The organism is Pleomorphomonas sp. PLEO, from assembly GCF_041320595.1.
Classification (GTDB): Bacteria; Pseudomonadota; Alphaproteobacteria; order Rhizobiales; family Pleomorphomonadaceae; genus Pleomorphomonas.
The window spans coordinates 1,781,708-1,799,486 of sequence record NZ_CP166625.1; the positions used below are offsets into that span (position 1 = coordinate 1,781,708).

The 17,779-nt window shown below is 62.9% G+C and carries 21 protein-coding genes; 11 read left to right on the forward strand and 10 right to left on the reverse strand.

Going from position 1 to position 17,779, the window contains the following annotated elements:
• Positions 1 to 64: 64 nt before the first annotated feature.
• Entirely contained in the window at positions 65 to 457 is a 393-nt protein-coding gene (locus AB6N07_RS08075; protein ID WP_370677292.1) for a winged helix-turn-helix transcriptional regulator, read from the reverse strand.
• 94 nt (positions 458 to 551) lie between these two features.
• Here AB6N07_RS08075 and AB6N07_RS08080 point away from each other — a divergent pair, with 94 nt between their 5' ends.
• Together AB6N07_RS08080 and AB6N07_RS08085 are read left to right on the forward strand one after the other, a co-directional pair.
• A complete protein-coding gene (locus AB6N07_RS08080) occupies positions 552 to 890 on the forward strand; it encodes an EthD domain-containing protein (protein WP_370677293.1) in 339 nt (112 codons plus the stop codon).
• Between the two features lie 67 nt (positions 891 to 957).
• Entirely contained in the window at positions 958 to 1,155 is a 198-nt protein-coding gene (locus AB6N07_RS08085; protein WP_370677294.1) for a hypothetical protein, read from the forward strand.
• Positions 1,156 to 1,420: 265 nt separating this feature from the next.
• On the opposite strand, the gene AB6N07_RS08090 is transcribed toward AB6N07_RS08085, so the two are convergent.
• From AB6N07_RS08090 to bla, 5 genes are all read right to left on the reverse strand, one after another.
• Positions 1,421 to 2,077, reverse strand: a complete 657-nt coding sequence (locus AB6N07_RS08090; RefSeq protein WP_370677295.1) for a hypothetical protein — start codon at positions 2,075 to 2,077, stop codon at positions 1,421 to 1,423.
• Between the two features lie 203 nt (positions 2,078 to 2,280).
• On the reverse strand, positions 2,281 to 3,507 hold the full coding sequence (locus AB6N07_RS08095) for a type II toxin-antitoxin system HipA family toxin (protein WP_370677296.1): 1,227 nt from the start codon (positions 3,505 to 3,507) through the stop codon (positions 2,281 to 2,283).
• On the reverse strand, positions 3,507 to 3,884 hold the full coding sequence (locus AB6N07_RS08100; RefSeq protein WP_370677297.1) for a helix-turn-helix domain-containing protein: 378 nt from the start codon (positions 3,882 to 3,884) through the stop codon (positions 3,507 to 3,509). The genes AB6N07_RS08095 and AB6N07_RS08100 overlap by 1 nt, the downstream gene beginning before the upstream one ends.
• A gap of 115 nt (positions 3,885 to 3,999) precedes the next feature.
• Positions 4,000 to 5,670 (reverse strand): Na/Pi cotransporter family protein, encoded by a 1,671-nt coding sequence (locus AB6N07_RS08105; RefSeq protein WP_370677298.1) that lies wholly within the window; start codon positions 5,668 to 5,670, stop codon positions 4,000 to 4,002.
• A 153-nt stretch (positions 5,671 to 5,823) separates the two neighbouring features.
• Positions 5,824 to 6,708 (reverse strand): class A beta-lactamase, encoded by an 885-nt coding sequence (bla, locus tag AB6N07_RS08110; protein ID WP_370677299.1) that lies wholly within the window; start codon positions 6,706 to 6,708, stop codon positions 5,824 to 5,826.
• 659 nt (positions 6,709 to 7,367) lie between these two features.
• On the opposite strand from bla, the gene AB6N07_RS08115 reads away from it, so the two are divergent.
• On the forward strand, positions 7,368 to 8,192 hold the full coding sequence (locus AB6N07_RS08115; protein WP_370677300.1) for a hypothetical protein: 825 nt from the start codon (positions 7,368 to 7,370) through the stop codon (positions 8,190 to 8,192).
• Positions 8,193 to 8,285: 93 nt separating this feature from the next.
• On the opposite strand, the gene AB6N07_RS08120 is transcribed toward AB6N07_RS08115, so the two are convergent.
• Positions 8,286 to 8,816 (reverse strand): N-acetyltransferase family protein, encoded by a 531-nt coding sequence (locus AB6N07_RS08120; RefSeq protein ID WP_370677301.1) that lies wholly within the window; start codon positions 8,814 to 8,816, stop codon positions 8,286 to 8,288.
• Between the two features lie 174 nt (positions 8,817 to 8,990).
• Between AB6N07_RS08120 and AB6N07_RS08125 the strand changes: the two genes are divergently transcribed.
• The 3 genes from AB6N07_RS08125 to AB6N07_RS08135 all read left to right on the forward strand — a co-directional run bounded on the left by AB6N07_RS08125 (position 8,991) and on the right by AB6N07_RS08135 (position 10,524).
• Entirely contained in the window at positions 8,991 to 9,347 is a 357-nt protein-coding gene (locus AB6N07_RS08125; protein ID WP_370677302.1) for a hypothetical protein, read from the forward strand.
• Positions 9,344 to 9,931, forward strand: a complete 588-nt coding sequence (locus AB6N07_RS08130) for a zeta toxin family protein (protein ID WP_370677303.1) — start codon at positions 9,344 to 9,346, stop codon at positions 9,929 to 9,931. Before AB6N07_RS08125 ends, AB6N07_RS08130 begins: the two co-directional genes overlap by 4 nt.
• A gap of 302 nt (positions 9,932 to 10,233) precedes the next feature.
• Positions 10,234 to 10,524 (forward strand): hypothetical protein, encoded by a 291-nt coding sequence (locus AB6N07_RS08135; RefSeq protein ID WP_370677304.1) that lies wholly within the window; start codon positions 10,234 to 10,236, stop codon positions 10,522 to 10,524.
• Between the two features lie 257 nt (positions 10,525 to 10,781).
• Here the strand turns inward: AB6N07_RS08135 and AB6N07_RS08140 are convergent, their stop codons facing one another.
• On the reverse strand, positions 10,782 to 11,180 hold the full coding sequence (locus tag AB6N07_RS08140; protein WP_370678205.1) for a GNAT family N-acetyltransferase: 399 nt from the start codon (positions 11,178 to 11,180) through the stop codon (positions 10,782 to 10,784).
• Between the two features lie 145 nt (positions 11,181 to 11,325).
• Here AB6N07_RS08140 and AB6N07_RS08145 point away from each other — a divergent pair, with 145 nt between their 5' ends.
• A complete protein-coding gene (locus tag AB6N07_RS08145) occupies positions 11,326 to 12,234 on the forward strand; it encodes an agmatinase (RefSeq protein ID WP_370677305.1) in 909 nt (302 codons plus the stop codon).
• A 423-nt stretch (positions 12,235 to 12,657) separates the two neighbouring features.
• Here the strand turns inward: AB6N07_RS08145 and AB6N07_RS08150 are convergent, their stop codons facing one another.
• Positions 12,658 to 13,785 carry a lipocalin-like domain-containing protein gene (locus AB6N07_RS08150; protein ID WP_370677306.1) on the reverse strand — a complete coding sequence of 376 codons (1,128 nt, stop codon included), beginning with the start codon at positions 13,783 to 13,785 and terminating at the stop codon, positions 12,658 to 12,660.
• A gap of 223 nt (positions 13,786 to 14,008) precedes the next feature.
• Between AB6N07_RS08150 and AB6N07_RS08155 the strand changes: the two genes are divergently transcribed.
• The 3 genes from AB6N07_RS08155 (at position 14,009) to AB6N07_RS08165 (ending at position 16,430) form a co-directional block, all read left to right on the forward strand.
• On the forward strand, positions 14,009 to 14,659 hold the full coding sequence (locus tag AB6N07_RS08155; protein ID WP_370677307.1) for a TetR/AcrR family transcriptional regulator C-terminal ligand-binding domain-containing protein: 651 nt from the start codon (positions 14,009 to 14,011) through the stop codon (positions 14,657 to 14,659).
• A gap of 133 nt (positions 14,660 to 14,792) precedes the next feature.
• Positions 14,793 to 15,713 (forward strand): ornithine cyclodeaminase family protein, encoded by a 921-nt coding sequence (locus AB6N07_RS08160; protein ID WP_370677308.1) that lies wholly within the window; start codon positions 14,793 to 14,795, stop codon positions 15,711 to 15,713.
• Positions 15,714 to 15,821: 108 nt separating this feature from the next.
• Positions 15,822 to 16,430 (forward strand): class I SAM-dependent methyltransferase, encoded by a 609-nt coding sequence (locus tag AB6N07_RS08165; RefSeq protein WP_370677309.1) that lies wholly within the window; start codon positions 15,822 to 15,824, stop codon positions 16,428 to 16,430.
• 132 nt (positions 16,431 to 16,562) lie between these two features.
• Here the strand turns inward: AB6N07_RS08165 and AB6N07_RS08170 are convergent, their stop codons facing one another.
• Complete coding sequence (locus tag AB6N07_RS08170; RefSeq protein WP_370677310.1) at positions 16,563 to 17,048, reverse strand: DUF4142 domain-containing protein; 486 nt, start codon at positions 17,046 to 17,048, stop codon at positions 16,563 to 16,565.
• A gap of 392 nt (positions 17,049 to 17,440) precedes the next feature.
• On the opposite strand from AB6N07_RS08170, the gene AB6N07_RS08175 reads away from it, so the two are divergent.
• Positions 17,441 to 17,737 (forward strand): hypothetical protein, encoded by a 297-nt coding sequence (locus AB6N07_RS08175; protein WP_370677311.1) that lies wholly within the window; start codon positions 17,441 to 17,443, stop codon positions 17,735 to 17,737.
• Positions 17,738 to 17,779 lie beyond the last annotated feature (42 nt).

The window sequence follows — 17,779 nt, forward strand, 5'->3', positions numbered from 1 at the left end:
CGGACCAAGCGTTCTCTCGAAACCATCGCCATCTGCTAGGCACCAGCGAATTTCGAGTCAGTCGCTAAGGCTGATTGCCTAACTGCTGTTCGTCGTAGGCCTTCTGGGCTTGGGCAACTTGCTCGGCGTGGGTGGCGCCCCAGGTGGCGAGTGCCGTGCAAGGCTCCCGCAGCGAGCGGCCAAGCGGGGTGATGGCGTATTCGACACCCACTGGCGAGGTCGCCAGGATGCGCCGCGAGATCAGGCCGCTTCGCTCTAGGCGCCTCAGCGCTTCCGTCAAAGCCTTGTGCGTGATGCCGTCGAGGCGTCGCTTCAGCGCGTTGAACCGCGTCGGTTCGATGGCAACCACCGTCAGGATCAGGATCGACCATTTGTCGGCGATCTGGCCGAGCACCAGCCGGTTGGCGCTCGCCTGGGCCAGCAGCGCGTCGGTTGGATGGGCGGTATCCTCTGCCATATCTAGGCTCTTTCAGGTGCGTAATTGATCCTAGGTTTAGATTATATATCTTCGCGGCGCCAGAGCCCCCCGCCCGGCTGCAAGGAGACTGTCGATGATAAAGTTCGCCTATCTGATCAACCGCGTCGAAGGCATGAGCGTCGAGGCGTTCGTCGATCATCATCGCCATAAACATGCGCCGCTGTTCTCCTCGATCCCCGAGGCCAAGCAATATGTCCGCCGATATGCCATTTCGCATCCGGTTGCCGCGCCCAACTATCCCGCGCCGGCCTATGACGGCTTGACCGAGATCTGGTTCGATAGCTGGGCCGACCACGATGCGTTCTTCACGTCGAAAAACTATCTGGAAACCGTGCAGCCCGATGAGCGGACCTTTGTCGATCATGACTCCGTTGGCGTGATGGTGACCGAGGAGCGCGTGGTGATTGGATGACGCCGGGTGGGTGGCTTTCGGCAATGAGGGGCCGGAAGCAGCCTGACGGCCGGTATCTCCGAGGCCTATGGGAAATCGCCGAGGGCGTATTCGCCGCATGGGCAAGCCGCCGATGGGCGAGGTGACGCACGTGGGGGATGTGGTGGTGGCGGTGTGGCGGGTGGCGACCGATCCGTCATGCCCCATGCGCCTGCCGGCCGGGGTGGATGCCGTGGCGGCGAGTGGTCTTCATGTCGGCCGCTTCATGCGTGATGGGGCATACTGAGCCCTATATCGGCCGTTCGCTCCATTCCGCCCGAGGCCCTCTGCCTGCGTAGAGGGTGACAGGAAATCGATATAAAACAGATGGATACGTTGTGGCACGGGTGCTGGAGCGGCCCCTATAATTTGTCATTCTCTGCGCAGGCAGAGAACCTCGGGCCGAAAAGGGCGAGGGGGAAATATGGGGCGCCCGTTCGTTGGGCGAGCCGCTCAGGATCGGCGAGATAAAGCGCGGGGCGGATCAAACCGCCCCGCTTCTTGCTTGGTGCTCAGCGCACAGAGATCAGCCGGCCGTTGCCGTCGAACATGCAAGCGAACGGAGCGTCTCGGCCACCGCGATCGCGGAAGCTGCCCTGCACGACGAAGCGTCGGCCCTCGCGGGCGGGTAGGCTGGTCATGATGTCCGAGGGCCGGACGCGGAACTGGGCGGCGGCTTCGCCACGGCAGGCGGCGGCCATCTGATCCATGGGGCCATTGTCGCCGGGGCGACCGCCCGCGTCTCCCTGCATCGGCGGCATGGGGCGGCCGGGGCCGTCTCCCGGCATCATGGGCGGCATGGCGCCACCGGGGGCCATCGGCTCCATGCGGGGCGGCCTCACCTGGCACATGCGGCCACGGCTGGACACGTCGAGCCGGCCGCCGGGGCCGACGTTGACGGCAACGACGATGGGGCCGAGCCGGGCTTCATAGGAGCGGTTGTTGAAGGCCCTCACCCTGGCCGGCTGGCCGTTGATGAGGATGCGTCCGCCGTTGTCGGCCTGGACATCGATGCGGCCGGGGCAGGCGGCGGCGAAGGGCGGCACCCTGGCCTCAGCCGGCGAGGCGAGGCAGACGGCGGCCAGCGCCAGCGACGCGGCTGCGTAAATGGCCGTCCGGCCAAACCTCTTTGTCGAAATTCGTTGTTCGCCGTCGCACGTGATCGTCATGACAAGGCCTCGTTGTTCCGTTGCGGTGTGCCTGTTCTTTCTCCGCAATCGGGCAACAACGAGGCGCGAGGTGAGCTTGTCTGCCACCCCGCCCAAATGGCTGGCTTTTGAAATGATCGGCGTTTTCGGGGCGAAGCGCGCGACCACTCCAGGATTAACACTTCATATCTGATAAGGAATACGCATTTAATGATCAGATATGATCAAAACACCAATGCGACTTCGGTCTGATCGTTCACAAAGGCAGGCTCGTAATCCCGCGCCAACGCACCCGAAACACCCACCTGACGCAAGGCTTCCCGCCATCGGCCCGAAATGCGCTGGGCCATGTCGCGGATTATCCGCCGCGCCTCGGCCTCGGGGATTTCGAAGAAGGCGCTGGCCTCCAGAGCCAGATTGATCGACCGATCATGCGCGCCGCCCTCCAGGATCGCCGTTTCGAGATGCGGGTTGCGATCGGGCGCCGGGTTGACGTCGAACATCGGAGACAGTCGCCAACGGCCAGCGCCGACATAGAGAAAGCCGTGGTTCTTCAGGTGGTCGTCCTTGTTGGACACCAGGATGGTGAAGATCAGGCGCAGGAAGAGTTCGCGGAAATCGGCTTGTGGGTCGGCGGCATAGGCCCGCATGAAATCGACGATCTCCGAATAGGAGCCAGGTTCCGCCCCGGCCTTGCCTAGCGCGGTGCGTGCCGAGATGTAGGGGATGCGCGCGGCTCCGCGTCGATCGAACCGCTGGATCAGCGCCACCGGGAAAGGCGTCTCAGTCAGTTCCAGCCTCGCCCTGGGGGTGCGAATGCCGCAGGCCTCGGCCAGGGCCAGCGTGGCGACCTCGACGCGCTCTATCGGCTGCTGATCGTGGACGGAGGTGAATTTGGCCAGCCAGAGCGTATCGCCATCGCGGACATTGGCCTTGGGGCGGGCGCCGCCCGAGCCGCCGGCACCAGCCAGCGTCCGCAGATCCTCGGCGGAGATCTCCTTGCCCGCTTCATAGGCGCGCGCCATCGCCGTGATGGCTTCGAGATCGATGAGGCGCGGCACCGCGTCGGCCGCGCTGCCATGGATGATCTTTCCCTTCTCATCGAGAAACCGCAGTGCGCCTTGGCGGCAGGCATCGTCGGACAGCGTCAGATAGTCGAATTCGTTGAGGCCGTTGCCATAGGCGCGTTCGAGAAGCCGACGCCCCCAGCTGTCCGGCGCCGCGTCGGCGAAGACGCCGGCCAACGCGTCGCGTCCGGGCTGCGCCGAGGTATGGAAGGGGCCGCCTTCCAGCGGAAAATCCGGTTGCACGGCGAAGGCGCGCGGGTTGTCCAGCCAGGCGGGGGCATAGGCGAAGGTCGAGAACTGTCGCGGCCCGGCCTGCGTGAAGCGGAGCCGGCCAACCGGAGCAAGGCTTTCGCCAAGCGCGACCTCAGCGGTGAAGTCGGCCATCAGAAGGCGGCGCCGTCGGGATCGACGACGTCCTTTTCCTCCCGCGCGGCGCCCGACGTGGCCTTCTGCTTTTGTAATCTGGCCGCGAAGGAGCGGCCACGGCGCGGCAACTGCTCGGCCGCCAGCGCGAGGCCCAGGTCATCCTTGCGAACGTCGATCAGGTCGGCAAGACGCTCCACAAGGCCCAGGACAACCAGGACGTCGGCGAGCGTGCCGATGGCGACGCCCGGATCGCCCTTCTCAAGGCGGGCGATGGAACTCGGCGACGTTCCGGCTCGCACCGCGAGATCGGCCACGGCGATGCCGCGCCGCAGGCGGGCGTTTCGAACGTCCTGGCCGAGCCTTTCAAGGGCCGGCCTTGTTTTGGGCGATCCCATGATAATCATCCATATATGACGGATAATTTTCTCTAATACGTCATATATGACTGTTTTCAGATATGGTCAATGCGGTGGCCGCGTTCAGTCGCGCGGCTTTCGCGTCCCGACCGGCTCACCCGCCCTGGCGGGCGTCGTCGGCGAGGCGGCTTGGCAGGAGTTCGCCGGTGCGCTCCAGCACCGGGTAGGCAGCGGCGGCGACGATGTAGCTGTTGATCAGCTTCAAATCGCGCAGGATGTCGAGGTGCAGCGCGCTGGCCTGCGCCACGTCGGGCCGGCCGTCGCGCAGGCGGTCGAAATGGACGGCGGTGGCCCGGGCCTCGGCCTCGCGCAGCGTCACCTTTTCCTCGGCCAATAGGCGGGCAACGCGGACGTCCTCGGTCATGAACAGGGAAGCGGCGGTGCGTACGTTGGTCGACAGACGATCGATCAGCGCGATCAGCTCGGCGCGGTCCTTGTCCTCGAACACCAGGCCACGGGCGACCCGCTTGGCGGCGTGCGGCAACAGGTTGAGATCGACGACGTCGCCGGCCTGTTCGAGGTTCATGGTGAACTGCAGGATTTCCTTGAGGCGGCGCCGGTCGTCGCCCGACAGGTTCTCCGGGTCGAGCCGCGTCAGGTAGGCCTTGATGGCGGTGTTGAGGCTGTCGAGAATGTCGTCGCGGCGGCGCGTCTCGACCATCAGGCGACGGTCGCCGTTCCGGAGCGCTTCGCGGGCGCCGTCCAGCATGCTGGCCAGCACGTCGGCCAGCCGCAGCGCCTCGCGGGCGGCGGCGCCGAGTGCCACGATCGGCACCTCGTGGGCGGCCATGTCGAGGTAGCGCGGCCGCGCCGGATCGGCCGGGTCGGCCCGGTCGGGCAACAGGCGATTCAGCAGGCCGGCACAGGGCGTGAGCAGCGGCAGAAAGGCGGCGGCCGTCAAGAGATTGAACAGCGTGTGGAAGTTGGCGACGGCGCGGGAGGCGTCCGGCTCGAGGGCGGTCATCAGCCCTTCGATCGGTTGCAGCAGGGCCAGCGCGGCGGCGGCGCCGATCAGGCGGGTGAGGAGATTGCCGATCGACAGGCGGCGATGGGCGGGGTCGTCACCGCCCGGCCCCTCGATGACCGGGGTGATCGCCGAGCCGATATTGGCGCCGAGAACCAGGGCGAAGGCGGCGGCCGGCGGCACGGCGCCATTGGCGGCGAGCGACATGGTGAGCAGCACCACGGCGACGGAGGAATGGGTGGCCCAGGCGGCAAGCGCGCCGATGATGATATTGGCGAAGGGAATGGTGGCGACGCTGCCCAGCAACAGGCGGAAGCTCGGGGCATCCTTGAACTGCTCCATGAGCTGCACCAGCTGGTGCAACGCCAGCAGCATCAGGCCGAGGCCGATGAACACCCGCCCGAAATCGTGGAACTGGCTGGAGGAGTCGCGCCGGAACATCACGACGCCGATCAGCACGAGCCCGGGCGCCACGGCGCTGACGTCGAAGGACAGCACCTGGACGATCAGCGTGGTGCCGACATTGGCGCCCAGCATGACGGCCAGCGCCGGGATCAGCGCGACCAGGCCATCGGCGACGAAGCCGGACATCATCAGCCCGGTGGCCGTGCTGGACTGCAAGATGGCGGTGACGCCGAGGCCGGCCAGGAAGGCGCGGCCACGGGTCTTCAGCGCCTTGCCGAGAACGGCGCGCAGGTTGGCGCCGAAAGCGCGCTGCACCCCCGTCTGCACCATGTGGGTGCCCCACAGCAGCAGGGCGATGTAGCCGGCAAGGTCGATAAGCGAGATCGCAAAGGCCATTGCGCGGTGCCTCCCGCACCTGACTTTCCCGATGACGAAAAGCGCCGGCCACCATACGAGATGATTTGCCGGCAAAGCAACAATCTATGTAAGAATTTGATATGGCTGTCGAAAACGCCGATTGCCCGGCGTTTTCGACAGCCGGTGCGCCGCTCAGCTGCCGAAGCGGGCGACGATCAGGGCGGCGGCGTCGGCGATCACCTTGTTGCGGCCTTTCAGGTCGAGCGGCGAGCCGGTGTAATAGATCGACGCCAGGATGGGCGCGGTGTTCGGCCGGTATATGACGCCGATGTCGTTGCGGGTGCCGTTGGCGCCGGAGCCGGATTTGTCGGCCACCTGCCAGGTTTCGGGCACGCTGGCCTTGATCAGCGGGCCGGTGACGGTGCCGGCCACCATCCATTCCTCCAGCTTGTCGCGCGAGGCCTCGGTGAGCGCGTCGCCGATGAACAGCGTGTCGAGGTTGGCCAGCATGGCGGCCGGCGTGGTGGTGTCGCGCGGGTCGCCGGCGACGGCCGAATTCAGCTCCGGTTCGGCGCGGTCGAGCCGGGACGTGGCGTCGCCCAGCGAACGGGCGTAGGCCGTCCAGCCGGCCGGGCCGCCGATTTCCTTCAGGATCAGGTTGGCGGCGGTGTTGTCGCTGACGCTGACGGCGGCGGCGCACAGCGCCTCCAGCGTCAGGCTGCCCTCGGCGACGTGTAGCGTGGTGACCGGCGCGTAGGCGAGGAGATCGGCCTTGCCGTAGGCGATGGCCTTGTCGAGCTTGAGAGTGCCCTTGTCGACGCGGGCGAGAACGGCCGCCGCCGCCAGGCACTTGAAGGTGGAGCACATGGCAAAGCGCTCGTCCGCCCGATAGGCGATGGTGGCGCCGGACGCCTTGTCGATGGCGGAAACGCCCAGCCGGCCGCCGCTTTGCTTTTCGAGCTTGGCGAAGTCGTCGTCGGCTTTGGCCAGCGCCTTGCCGGCAAGCATCAGGCCAAGGCCGGTGGCGGCGGCGGTGCCGAGGAAGGAGCGGCGGGTCGGGACAAGAAGTTCGCGCATGGGTACCTCCGTGCGGGTTCCGGGACGCACGAACAGCCACGCCTATCGGGCGAACTTATGGTGGAATGCTATTTTGCGGTGATAAAAACCATTCCGCTGCTGGCGGTATGCGGCCAAGCTATTGGATCAGTTCGTCGAATCCGTCCCAGGCCATGATGATGTTTTGCGAGCGCCAGATCGGCCCGGCATCGACATGCCGGCCGATCACCCTGGCACCGAGCGCCTCATAAAACGCGGCGGCCGATGCCCGTTGTCGGCGAAGTTTCCGTGGGAACGCGAAGCCACCGTCAGATATGCAGTATGCATCTAAAAGCTGCGGCATAATTTGTGTTCTTCTTACGCGGTGATTGCTCAATATCCGAAAACTTGACTCTAAGCGCATATTTAAACTGCATAAAATTTTTGGATGATTGTATCCGACGCTTCCTTGTCGATGCGAAATTTGCTACCAAAATGACAACAATAGGTTGTCAGTCGAGGGCGTCGGCATGGCGATCCGCATTTTCGGCCATACGTAGCTGGAGCATGCGATGAACAAGGAAACATCGTCATCTAAATGCAGGACGGGGGATTGATGTCCTCGCTTTCATGAAGCTGAGCGCCATCGATGGCCGACCTATTAACCTATTGATTTCGTAATATAAATACATGGGGTTATGATGAAATACTTGTCCGCTATCGCTGGTGCCGTGCTGCTCATGTATATGCTGAGCCTGCAGAAGGTGGAGGTCTTTGGCGTAACCTGTCGAATTATCGGGTCTCAAAAGGCGACCTCGTTCGGAATATCAACTCAAGAGCCCACATGCTTGAACGATGGCGCGTTCACGATGGGCATCGCTCTTGGATTGGCGCTGCTGGTGATCGGAGGCCTGTTCATCGCTAAGGACATTCTCAGCAGCGGAGAAACGTCATCCAGCGCGGGATCCTCGGGGAGACAATACAATCTTTCGTCCGCAGCAGCGGATGAGGATACTTACTCGTCGCCAAAGGTTCCGGCCGCTCCTGTCGAGACGGCCAGATTTGACAAGAAGAAATGGCAGACGTTGAAACAGGTTGATCCGGAGATTGCCGCCGCATCGGCTGAGATCTGCGAAATGTCGCCGGCCCTCGATGATACTCTCGCCGAGAAGTATCTGGTTCTCAATGACAAGACATACCTCAAGGCGCTTGTCACCAGCATCAAAACTGAAAATGTCGCCAGAATCGAAGCCGAGCGACTGGCGAAGGAAAATGCCTTGGCCGCCATGTCAGAGAAGCAGAAGGCCCTGCTTGAGACTAGGACAGTGCGTTCTCTAGCGATGATTGAAGATATAAAAAAGAATGGAATGTATAATATTATCACTCGCAAAAAAGTAGCTTCGATGGAAATGTACTACGGCGAGGATACATCCATGCATGGCTATGTGAAAATCATTAACGAGGACGGGACTGCCGAACTTAGATCTGGGAATAACTTCAGTTACATTCAGTCTGACGCCAAATAAAATGGGCATGCAGACATTTGAGTGGACTTGTTGTTGTTGTCCATAAAGACGGAGCGAGGCGGTGGCCTTGGTCGCCTTTACAATACGCGCAAGCTATTGGATCAGTTCGTCGAATCCGTCCCAGGCCATGATGATGTTTTGCGAGCGCCAGATCGGCCCGGCATCGACATGCCGGCCGATGACGCGCGCGCCGAGCGCCTCATAAAACGCGGCGGCTGCGTGATTGCCTTCGACGACGCTCAGCGCCGCGCCGGGATAGCGGTGCGCGCTGAGGTGGAGCGCGAGGCGTTTTAGCAGGCGGCGGCCGATGCCCTGCCGTTTGAATTCCCCGTCGACGTAGAGGAACTTGATTTCGCCCCGGCTATCGAAAGCTTCTTCCGACGGTGCGCCGGCCGCGCCGATGCCGACCAGCCGTCCCACGCTTTCAGCCAGCAGGACCAGTTGATCGGGCTGCGGGTGAGCCAGTTTCTCCTGCCATCTTTTGAGGCGATAGGGCTCGTCTAGCGTGGCAAAGGCGTCCGCTGGGGCGAGGTCGCGATAGGTCCGCCGCCAGACCGCCACATGCAGGCGGGCGATGGCCTCGGCGTCGCTGGCCTCGGCGGAGCGGAAAGCGATGTCCGTCATGTCATGACCTGCCTGTTGCTGGTTCGGCCGATTATTCAGAGCAAGCTAGCAAATTCGAGGCGGGATTTCGAAGGGCGGCGTTCGAACGCCCGGTGCCGCCAATGGCCGCTGGTTTCCGCGATCTTGAGTTTTGGGTGGCATTTTGCTACCTATATATCAGTACAGGAGGCACCCATGGCTCAGTCCGTGAAGCTTGCCGACGACATCATGGCCCTCGTCCGGCGCGAGGCTGAACTTCACAGTCGATCGGTTGCCGGGCAGCTCACGCATTGGCTCAAGATCGGCCGCGCTATCGAGCGGTCCGGCAGTTTCGACTACGCGCGGATTACCGCCGCGCTGGAGGCCGGGCTCGACACGACGGAGCTCGGCGAGGAAGAAGAGGCCGCCTGGCTCGACGAGTTTACCGCGAAGATGGCGGAACCGACGGCGACCGAGGCGGCGCTGTTCGCCCAACGCGGAAAGCTCGGCCGTGGCGTTGGTCTCGATGCGGGCGGCAATCTCATTTACGCAAAGGATGATGTGGCCGAATGAGGCCCAGCCTGATCCTGCTTGCCGGCCCCAATGGCGCCGGCAAGTCGACGCTGTACGAAACGCGTGTCGCCCCGTCTTTCGCCGCTCCCTTCATCAATGCCGATGCCATCCAGCGCGACGAACTGAAGGACGTCTCGCTCGTCGCATCCTACAAGGCCGCCGAGATCGCCGCCGCCCGTCGGTCCGAGATGCTGGCCGAGGGCAGGAGCTTTGCCACCGAGACGGTGTTCTCCCACCCTTCGAAGCTGGACATCATCGAGGAGGCGCGCCAGCGCGGCTATGTCGTCATCGTCATGCATGTCGGCGTCGACAGCCCCGATCTGTCGGTGGCCCGCGTCAAGGAGCGTGTTTGCGAAGGCGGCCATGACGTGCCCGAGGACAAGGTTCGCGCCCGCTTCGATCGGGGAGGCCCGTTGATCCGGGAGGCCGTGCTGCTCGCCGATCGCGGCATGGTCTTTGACAACTCAAGGCTCAACCAACCGCCCAGGCAGGTTCTGGTGTTTGCCAAGGGACGCCTGACCCAGGCCGCCCCGCGCCTGCCAGACTGGGTTCTGTCGATCTATGCCGACGACCTTGTCATCTAGGTTTTCAGCGGGCTCGCAAGGGGGAGGCGTCATGAAAACCGTCGTTCGCTGGCGTGAGTGGGATGGCGTGGGCCTGGAGCATTGCGTCTGCGAGGTGGATGAGGCCGGTTTGGTGCTGGATTATCCCGGTGTGTTTGTCCGGCACTAACCGAAAGCGGCCGGCGCTGCGATGGCGGCAACCCGCGCGTCACTGATTGTAACACCAGAAAAATAGCGAAACAAAACAGGTGTCTAGTGTTCAGGTATCGTTCATGCGTCGCCCGATAGGTCGTCTGGGAGGCATCATGAAGGAGACCCAGGGCATGAGACTTTCAATCGCCACTCTTATCGTCGGTGCGCTGCTGGTTGGCACCGCCAACGCCGCCCCGCCGGATGGCCCGCCGCCGCCGTCCAAGCACCGGGTGGTCACCTGCGATCAGGCCAGACCCGGCACCGGGTTCTGGAAGCAGTGCCATCCCAAGAAGCCCCCCAGGCACGTCAGACAGCCCCCGGCGCCCGACCGGCCGGGCCCTGCCGGAAAGCCCGGCCCCAGCGGAAAGCCCGGTCCCGGCGGAAAGCCGGATCCCATGATGGAGCGTGCCCCGCGCCCGTAAGAGCTGACGCGGAACTCACCCGGGGCTGGCATCTGGCCCCGGGGGGGATGGCGGGCGTATTGGGATGTCGCGGACGTTCCTGGAGGGCGTCCACGAAGGCCTCGATGAAGTGGGCCGGGTTGTCCGGCCCCAGGTAATCGTCCGCCGATTCCGGCAGGCCCAGCAATTGCGAGCGGCCTGTTGCTGATAGGTGAGCCGTGGCAAAGTCTATCGCAGGCCTTTAGACTGTGGAATCCGAAGCCGGGTTTCAAACCATTTCAGCACGACTGTGACTGAAGGGCAATTAGCCCCGCTGCCGTTGGACGGAAACCGCATTTGCGATAAAACGGCTCAAGGTGAGGCTCAAAATCGACATGGAGCCAATGCGAACCTTTTTGTCGAGCCAGTGCGATTGCTTCCTCAACCAGACGAGTTGCGATGCCGCGCCCGCGGTAATCGGGATGAACGCACGTATCGAGAATGAAAGCATGGACTCCACCGTCCCATGCTACATTTACAAATCCAACGATTAGATCGCCATCATAGACGCCGATATGGCCCAGACTCCGTGAGAGAATATCAGCGAGCGAAGCTGGCGCAGGCGCTCCCCATGCAACTGACCAGAGAGGATTCAAATCGGCGGAGGTAGGATGAGGATTTATCTTATACTCCAAGATCAACACCCTTCTCTGCATACCAAATCCAGCATTTCCAGCATTCGTAATATCACCGTTTTCAGCATCAGATAATACTCCTAGTCTTCAGACAGAGGTTCCCCTGAGATATGCGACGGTGGCCCATCAGGGACGTGAGGAGCGACACATGACCCAATCGCCTTCCTTTCTCGGCCTGCCGGGCCACCTCGCCGAGGGCGGGTTGCCGCGCGCGGTGATCCTCAGTGCCTGCCACGGCAGCGCCTATCCTGGCCGGGAGAGCCTTTCGGCCTCGGCGCCCGCCGCCATCCGCGCGGCGAGCCAGGGCGATGCGCCGCTGATCGAGCACTGGGACTTTGACCTGGGCGCGCCGCTGTTCGCCGGTGGGCCGATCACCTGCGTCGACGTTGGCGATATCGCCACTTCCGCCGGTGACGCGGCCGGCAATCGGGCGCGCATCGCCGCGAAAACGCGCGAGGTGCTGGCCGCGATGGCGGTGCCGATCCTCATCGGCGGCGACGACTCGGTGGTGATCCCCTTCCTTGACGGCTTTGCCGAACACGGGCCGATCTGGGTGTTGCAGATCGACGCCCATATCGACTGGCGCGACGAACTCCACGGCGAGCGCCACGGCTATTCCAGCCCGATGCGCCGGGCGAGCGAGATGGGCCATGTCCAGGGCCTCGTACAGGTCGGCATGCGCGGCGTCGGCAGCGCCCGCCCGCAAGAGATGGAGGCGGCCCTGCGCTATGGCAGCCATCTGGTGACGGCGCGGGAGATCCACGCCGATGGCGTGGAAGCTGCGCTCCGGCATATCCCGGCCGGCGCCAAGGTGGTGATCACGCTCGACTGCGACGGCCTCGACCCCAGCCTCATGCCCGGCGTGGCAGCGCCAACGCCCGGCGGGCTGACCTACACCCAAGCCATCGACTTGATCGCCGGCATTGGGAGACGTGCGACCATCGCCGGCTTTGATCTGGTGGAGCTTTATCCGGCGGCCGATGTCGGCGGCCTGTCGGCGCTGACCGCCGCCCGGCTGGTGGTGAACGCCATCGGCGCGGTGGTGCGGCAGGGGTAGGGACAGGGGGAGGGAGGACTCCGCTTGTTTCCTTCCGCCCGAGGTTCTACGCGCAGGCGTGCGCCTTATCATGTCACGACGGAGAAGGCGGCTTGTCCAGGTGGATGCCTCGGCGCAGTCGGGGCATGTCTTTGACGCTCAACCCGGTGGTGAGTGCGACATTATCGGCCCACGGGCCCTCGCTGGACATGCGCCGGATTGATGGACCTATCGCCCCCTTTCGTTAGCTGGCCCCCTTTCGGCGGCCGGCACAACAACGCGGCATGCCGGACAAATACCCGCGGACCGATAGCAAAATTATACCAATTGCCGAAGATGCTGACGCATCCGCTCATTGAGGCCATTGCTGATTTCTCATTTTCATCAGGGACATGAGAAATCAGCAAGTAGAATACCAAGAGTTATTTTCAATGCATCTCGGTATTACACGTCGATGCCGCCAATCAATTCGAAGATGACGGGCTTGTCGATCTTGGTTGCACCGGCTCTGCCGGTGGCCTGGCACAGGGACTGGCATCCGCTGTGGCCCTGTCCCGGCTGGTAAACGAACTCGGGACGATCCAGCATGGCCGTCAGCACGATATCGACATCAATCGCAGGGGCAACGATATGCGCGACGGCGGGATAGCGTTGTCCGGTATCGCCACTTGTCCAGACGCGATCATAGTCCACCTGCGCTCCGACGTTCATCTGAACGCCGTCCTCACGCAAATAGGTCAGGAAGGTCCACCGCTGGTTTGGCTCCATGACATCCCAGAACGAGATCGCCGATTTGTCGCCCTCGCCAAAGGTCATTCCCAGCCACGTCCAGTGCGCCTGATTGATTTCGGCGGCCTTTTTCATAAGCGCTTCCGGGCTCGCCGTCTCAGCCTTGCCCCACTGACGATCGAACCAGACCGAGCTTGCATCGACGGGAAAAACCTCGCCGTCGATCGTCATGGATCCCTTCGCCAGCATGTTGGTAAAGGCGTATTCATAGGAATCCGAACCTAGAAAGGGGAGTAACCCGGTGGTGCCATTGTAAAGTTCCTGGCCTTGCGGCGTCAGCACCACGTCGACGGTATCGCGCCCCGCGCCCAGCTTCAGCTGGAACTGCGATTGGTCGCCTTTGAATGTGCCGAAGCTTGAATAAACGCGGCATTCCTCGGTCGCCGCGCCGACCTTGTCCGACGCGGGCTCCGAGGCGTTATGGGGCCGCCAGAGCCCATCGGTTCCGTTCATCAGCAGGAATTCCGTCATGCTGCCTTGCGGTGTGATGCCCTGATGCCATTCAAAGCCCACGACCTTGCCCTGGCTCTTGAAGGCGGCGTTCACGTACCACGATTCCAGGACCGATGAGGGATGGCGCGCCAGATCGTTGGCGGGATCGACATAAAGGGGCACGCCAGAGATGAAACGAGGTGACCCGGCACCGCCTGGGGACGCATTGGACGCCCCGAAAACCGGAGGCGCGGTGAGGCCAAGGGCGCCAAGTGCCAAAGCTCCACCCAGCAGCGAACGCCGGGTCGCCGTTTGCGACAGCGGGCTGAACCGAGAATTTGCAAAATTCATCTTGCACCTTTTCGCTATAACCTTATATCGAAATACATAGGCCGTCCCGATGCGCGGATCAAGGGGCTCTTGCCCGAGCCGCGTGGGGGCTTTGACTGGCAATGTTTCAATTAGAGCGCTGCTCGATCTGATTGAATCAGATCGGCGCTCTAAGTTATTGTTTAGCTAGCATCATCTTCTCGATCCTCGTTTCACTCCGGTCGGATGATGCTCTAAGGGTGTGATGTCGAAATCCGAGGATTCAAATTCGCCACAGCCGGGGCGTCCGCGCGACAAGAGCCTTGATGAGGCGCTCATCCGCATCACGCTTGAGCTTCTCAGACAAACGGGTCTGGAGAGCGTGACCATGTCCAAGATCGGACGACTTTCCGGCATTCCGGCGACCAGCATTTATCGGCGTTATCCGGATGCGCACAGTCTGATTGTGGCCGCGATCAAAGACGATCTGGAAAAAATGCAGTTGCTCATCGCCGATCAAGGATCGCTGCGCGGTGACATTCTCGCCTTTTTGAGGATAATGGCCGAAGCGCTCAATCAAGATCGTGCCAGGATACTTTCTGGAATGCTTTTGCCAATGCAGGGCGATCCGGAATTGGCGGCCCTGTTCACCACGAAACTTGAAGCGCTCCGCTGCGAAGGATGGCGCGGCGTCATCGAGCGTGCCGTCCGCCGGGGGACATTGCGGGCAGAAGCGCTGGATGCGTGTCCGCTCGACGAGGTGGCGCAAGCCATGATTTTCTATCAGGCGGCGGTGAAGTTCGAGCCGGCGGACGAGGCGTTCCTGAACGATTTGCTGGATACTGTCTTGATGCCGGGGCTTGAGCGGTTTCAAAACCCAGATCCTCAAAGCGCACCCGGCAGCTCGGAGGCGTGATTGCCGTCCCAGGGAGTGCTCGCAGTGGCTTGGGCGCCAACTCTCCTTGTTCCGACGATGGCTGCCAGCGGTGGGCTATTGACCTCGGGGGCGCCTGGGGTTGCAATTGTCCGCCGCCAAGGGAGCATTTGCCGTGACGATCATCCTCAGTGACGACGATCTCCAGGGCTATGCCTTGATGGCCGTGGCGATCGGCGCGGTGGAGAAAACCTTCCTGGCCCGCGCGCGTGGCGAGGCGGTGTCGCCGCCACGCCATCACGTGTCGTTCCCCGGCCGAGGCGATCTGGTGTTCACCGTCGGCGGCGTTCTGGGCGAACGACCGCTCGCCGGCTTTCGCGTCTACGAGACGTTCGAGGGCGGCGAGCACAGCCAGATCGTCGCCGTCTGGTCGGCGGATGATGCCAAGCTCAAGGGGCTGATCGTTGGCCAGCGGCTGGGCGCGCTCCGCACCGGCGCCATCGGCGGGCTCGCCATCCGCCACCTCAGTTCGCCGGAGGCCCGCATCGTCGGCGTGTTGGGCAGCGGGCTTCAGGCGCGTACCCAGCTGGCCGCCGCCGCCGCCGTGCGCCAGATTGCGGCGGCCCGCGTGTATAGCCGCGATGAGGCGCATCGCACCGCCTTCGCGGCGGAGATGCAGCGGGCGCTGGGCATCGAGGTGACGCCGGTGGCAAGCGCGCAACAGGCGGTGGGCGATGCCGATATCGTTCTCTGCGCCACGTCGAGCCCTCGGCCGGTGATCTCCGCGTCCGACCTGAAGCCGGGCGCCCATGTCAATACGGTGGGGCCAAAGACCATCGACGCCCACGAGCTGGGGCTCGATATCGCCGGCGCGGCAAGCCTCATCGCCACCGACTCCCTTGAGCAGACCCGGGCCTACGGGGCGCCCTTCTTCCTGGACGGTTCGGGCCACGAGGGGCGCATGGTGGAGCTGTCCGACATCGTCGCGGGTAAGCGGCCCGGCCGCGCCTCGGCCGATGACACCACCTTGTTCTGCTCGGTTGGCCTGGCGGGAACCGAGGTGGCGGTCGCAGCGTCCATCTTCGAGAGCTTGTGATACCAAGATGCATTGAAAATGCCCCTTGGTATTCTGCTTGCCAATTTCTCATGCCGCTGATGCAAATGAGAAATTGGCATAAGGGACGGACACGCCTCTGGAGGCCCCATGACCGAACGCATTGAAGACAGCGTGATCGGCGTTTACCAGCGCCACGGCGCCGCCTGGGCCGCGCTGCGCGGCGACCGCCTGACGGAGGGGGCGTGGCTCGATCGTTTCTGTGGCCTTATTCCAGCGGGGGCGGCGGTGCTCGACATCGGTTGCGGCTCCGGCCTGCCCATCGCCGGCGACCTGATCCGGCGCGGCTTTGACGTGACGGGGGTGGATGGCACGCCGACCATGCTGGCGCTGTTCCGGCGCAATCTGCCGGCTACCCCGGGCCATCTTCAGGATATGCGCCACCTTGCCTTGGGCCGGCGCTTTGCGGGTTTGCTGGCGTGGGACAGCTTTTTCCATCTCTCGCCCAACGATCAGCGCTGCGTGTTCCCCCGCTTTCAAGCCCATGCCGCGCCGGGGGCGGCGCTGATGTTCACCAGCGGCAAGGCCGAAGGGGAGGCGATCGGCGACTTGGAGGGCGAGCCGCTGTACCACGGCAGCCTCGGCGCCGACGAATATCGCGCCTTGCTGGACGCCGCCGGCTTTGATGTTGTCGATCACATGGCAGACGACCCAAGCTGCGGTTATCGCACCGTCTGGCTGGCGCGCCAGCGGGGATGATCGTCGGCGCGGGTTCGGCGTGGGTGTCGCCGGATGGGACGGGCTGTTCGAGAGGATCGGGCCCTTGAACCCGATCCCATCTTTAGAGCTATCCGGCGAATTCAGGTTCGCCGGATAGGGCAGGCCCGGCGATCAGCTCTTGGTCAGCGACTGGGCCGTCTTCAGATGCCCCTCAAGGCCGGGCAGCGTTTTGGCGGCGAGCTTGGCAACGTCCGTTTTGCCTTCCGCCGCCTTCTCCTTGAACTCGGCGACGTCCTTCTCGTGGTCCCTCACCATGTACCGGGCGAATTCCCTGTCGAAGGCCGGTCCCGACAGCTTGTTGAGTTTTCTCAATTCCGCGCGGGCCTCCGGCATTATCTTGTCGGTGACGCGCACTTTCATGGAGGTGGCAACGGTCGCGGCCGCTTCCTTGGCCATGGCATGATCGGTCGCCAAGGTGGTGCCGAACGTCTTGACGCCTTCGCTGTCGCCCTTCTGGGCGGCCAGCTTGCCAAGGGCGATTTCCGAATTGTCGCCCTGGATGGCATCACGCAGGAAAGCCTTGTCGGCCTTTGCGAAAGCGGGGCTGGCGATCAGGCAGGCCACGGCTGCGCTGGCGAGTATGGTCCGGTAATTCATGGGTCACCTTTTGGTTGCTGTCAGCCCCGACGAATAACTGGGCGGGAGCGGGCAAGTTCCGAAAGGCGGGGGAATTTCGCGTGGGGGGAGGGGCAGCTCAAACAGGAAGTGGCGAATGTAGTGGTGGGCTGAGGACCGGGTGAGATTTCGCCTATCAGCAGCGTATGGCAAACATTGGTTGTTGTTTGAACATCAGCTTACGGAATCCCTGCACGCTAAGCTTCTTGTGCGTTCGCCAGTCCTAGAGCTTATGGCAAAATTGAAGCGTAGAGAGAGGCATGAGTGTTTTGTGCCTAAAGTCTCGCTCCAAAGTTGCTTGTTAATGCTAATATCGCAAGGCGGACGGCGCTGATTTTCGCACAGGCTGATTCTGCAATTGGGGGGAGTATACTTTGCCACACAATATCGCCTTGGCTGCTATGAAAAGCGGCGTATGCCTTGAGCTACAATATGATGGCTATCCACGCCTAGTGGAGGTTCACGCCGTTGGCGAGACCAAGAAAGGCAGTATCTGCATGCGCGTCTTTCAGGTGGGCGGCGGTAGCGCCAGCGGCGAGACAGTTGGCTGGAAGCTTATGACTATCGATAAGGCTTCTGCAGCTCATCTCACGGCGACACCGTCGGAAGCACCGCGCCCAGGCTATGTTCACGGTGACAGCGTCATGGCTGTCATTTATGGTGAACTCTAGTAGTGCTAAAGTCTAGATCGTCGCGCACCTCCGACCAGTCGA

Excerpts from the sequence above, each read along its gene's own strand:
- AB6N07_RS08135 (WP_370677304.1), top strand. The coding sequence starts at position 10,234 with ATGAGACTTTCAATCGCCACTCTTATCGTCGGTGCGCTGCTGGTTGGC.
- AB6N07_RS08125 (WP_370677302.1), top strand. The coding sequence starts at position 8,991 with ATGGCTCAGTCCGTGAAGCTTGCCGACGACATCATGGCCCTCGTCCGG.
- AB6N07_RS08130 (WP_370677303.1), top strand. The coding sequence starts at position 9,344 with ATGAGGCCCAGCCTGATCCTGCTTGCCGGCCCCAATGGCGCCGGCAAG.
- AB6N07_RS08165 (WP_370677309.1), top strand. The coding sequence starts at position 15,822 with ATGACCGAACGCATTGAAGACAGCGTGATCGGCGTTTACCAGCGCCAC.
- AB6N07_RS08085 (WP_370677294.1), top strand. The coding sequence starts at position 958 with ATGGGAAATCGCCGAGGGCGTATTCGCCGCATGGGCAAGCCGCCGATG.
- AB6N07_RS08105 (WP_370677298.1), bottom strand. The coding sequence starts at position 5,670 with ATGGCCTTTGCGATCTCGCTTATCGACCTTGCCGGCTACATCGCCCTG.
- AB6N07_RS08100 (WP_370677297.1), bottom strand. The coding sequence starts at position 3,884 with ATGGGATCGCCCAAAACAAGGCCGGCCCTTGAAAGGCTCGGCCAGGAC.
- AB6N07_RS08090 (WP_370677295.1), bottom strand. The coding sequence starts at position 2,077 with ATGACGATCACGTGCGACGGCGAACAACGAATTTCGACAAAGAGGTTT.
- AB6N07_RS08150 (WP_370677306.1), bottom strand. The coding sequence starts at position 13,785 with ATGAATTTTGCAAATTCTCGGTTCAGCCCGCTGTCGCAAACGGCGACC.
- AB6N07_RS08115 (WP_370677300.1), top strand. The coding sequence starts at position 7,368 with ATGAAATACTTGTCCGCTATCGCTGGTGCCGTGCTGCTCATGTATATG.
- AB6N07_RS08155 (WP_370677307.1), top strand. The coding sequence starts at position 14,009 with ATGTCGAAATCCGAGGATTCAAATTCGCCACAGCCGGGGCGTCCGCGC.
- AB6N07_RS08120 (WP_370677301.1), bottom strand. The coding sequence starts at position 8,816 with ATGACGGACATCGCTTTCCGCTCCGCCGAGGCCAGCGACGCCGAGGCC.
- AB6N07_RS08170 (WP_370677310.1), bottom strand. The coding sequence starts at position 17,048 with ATGAATTACCGGACCATACTCGCCAGCGCAGCCGTGGCCTGCCTGATC.
- AB6N07_RS08075 (WP_370677292.1), bottom strand. The coding sequence starts at position 457 with ATGGCAGAGGATACCGCCCATCCAACCGACGCGCTGCTGGCCCAGGCG.
- AB6N07_RS08095 (WP_370677296.1), bottom strand. The coding sequence starts at position 3,507 with ATGGCCGACTTCACCGCTGAGGTCGCGCTTGGCGAAAGCCTTGCTCCG.
- bla (WP_370677299.1), bottom strand. The coding sequence starts at position 6,708 with ATGCGCGAACTTCTTGTCCCGACCCGCCGCTCCTTCCTCGGCACCGCC.
- AB6N07_RS08080 (WP_370677293.1), top strand. The coding sequence starts at position 552 with ATGATAAAGTTCGCCTATCTGATCAACCGCGTCGAAGGCATGAGCGTC.
- AB6N07_RS08145 (WP_370677305.1), top strand. The coding sequence starts at position 11,326 with ATGACCCAATCGCCTTCCTTTCTCGGCCTGCCGGGCCACCTCGCCGAG.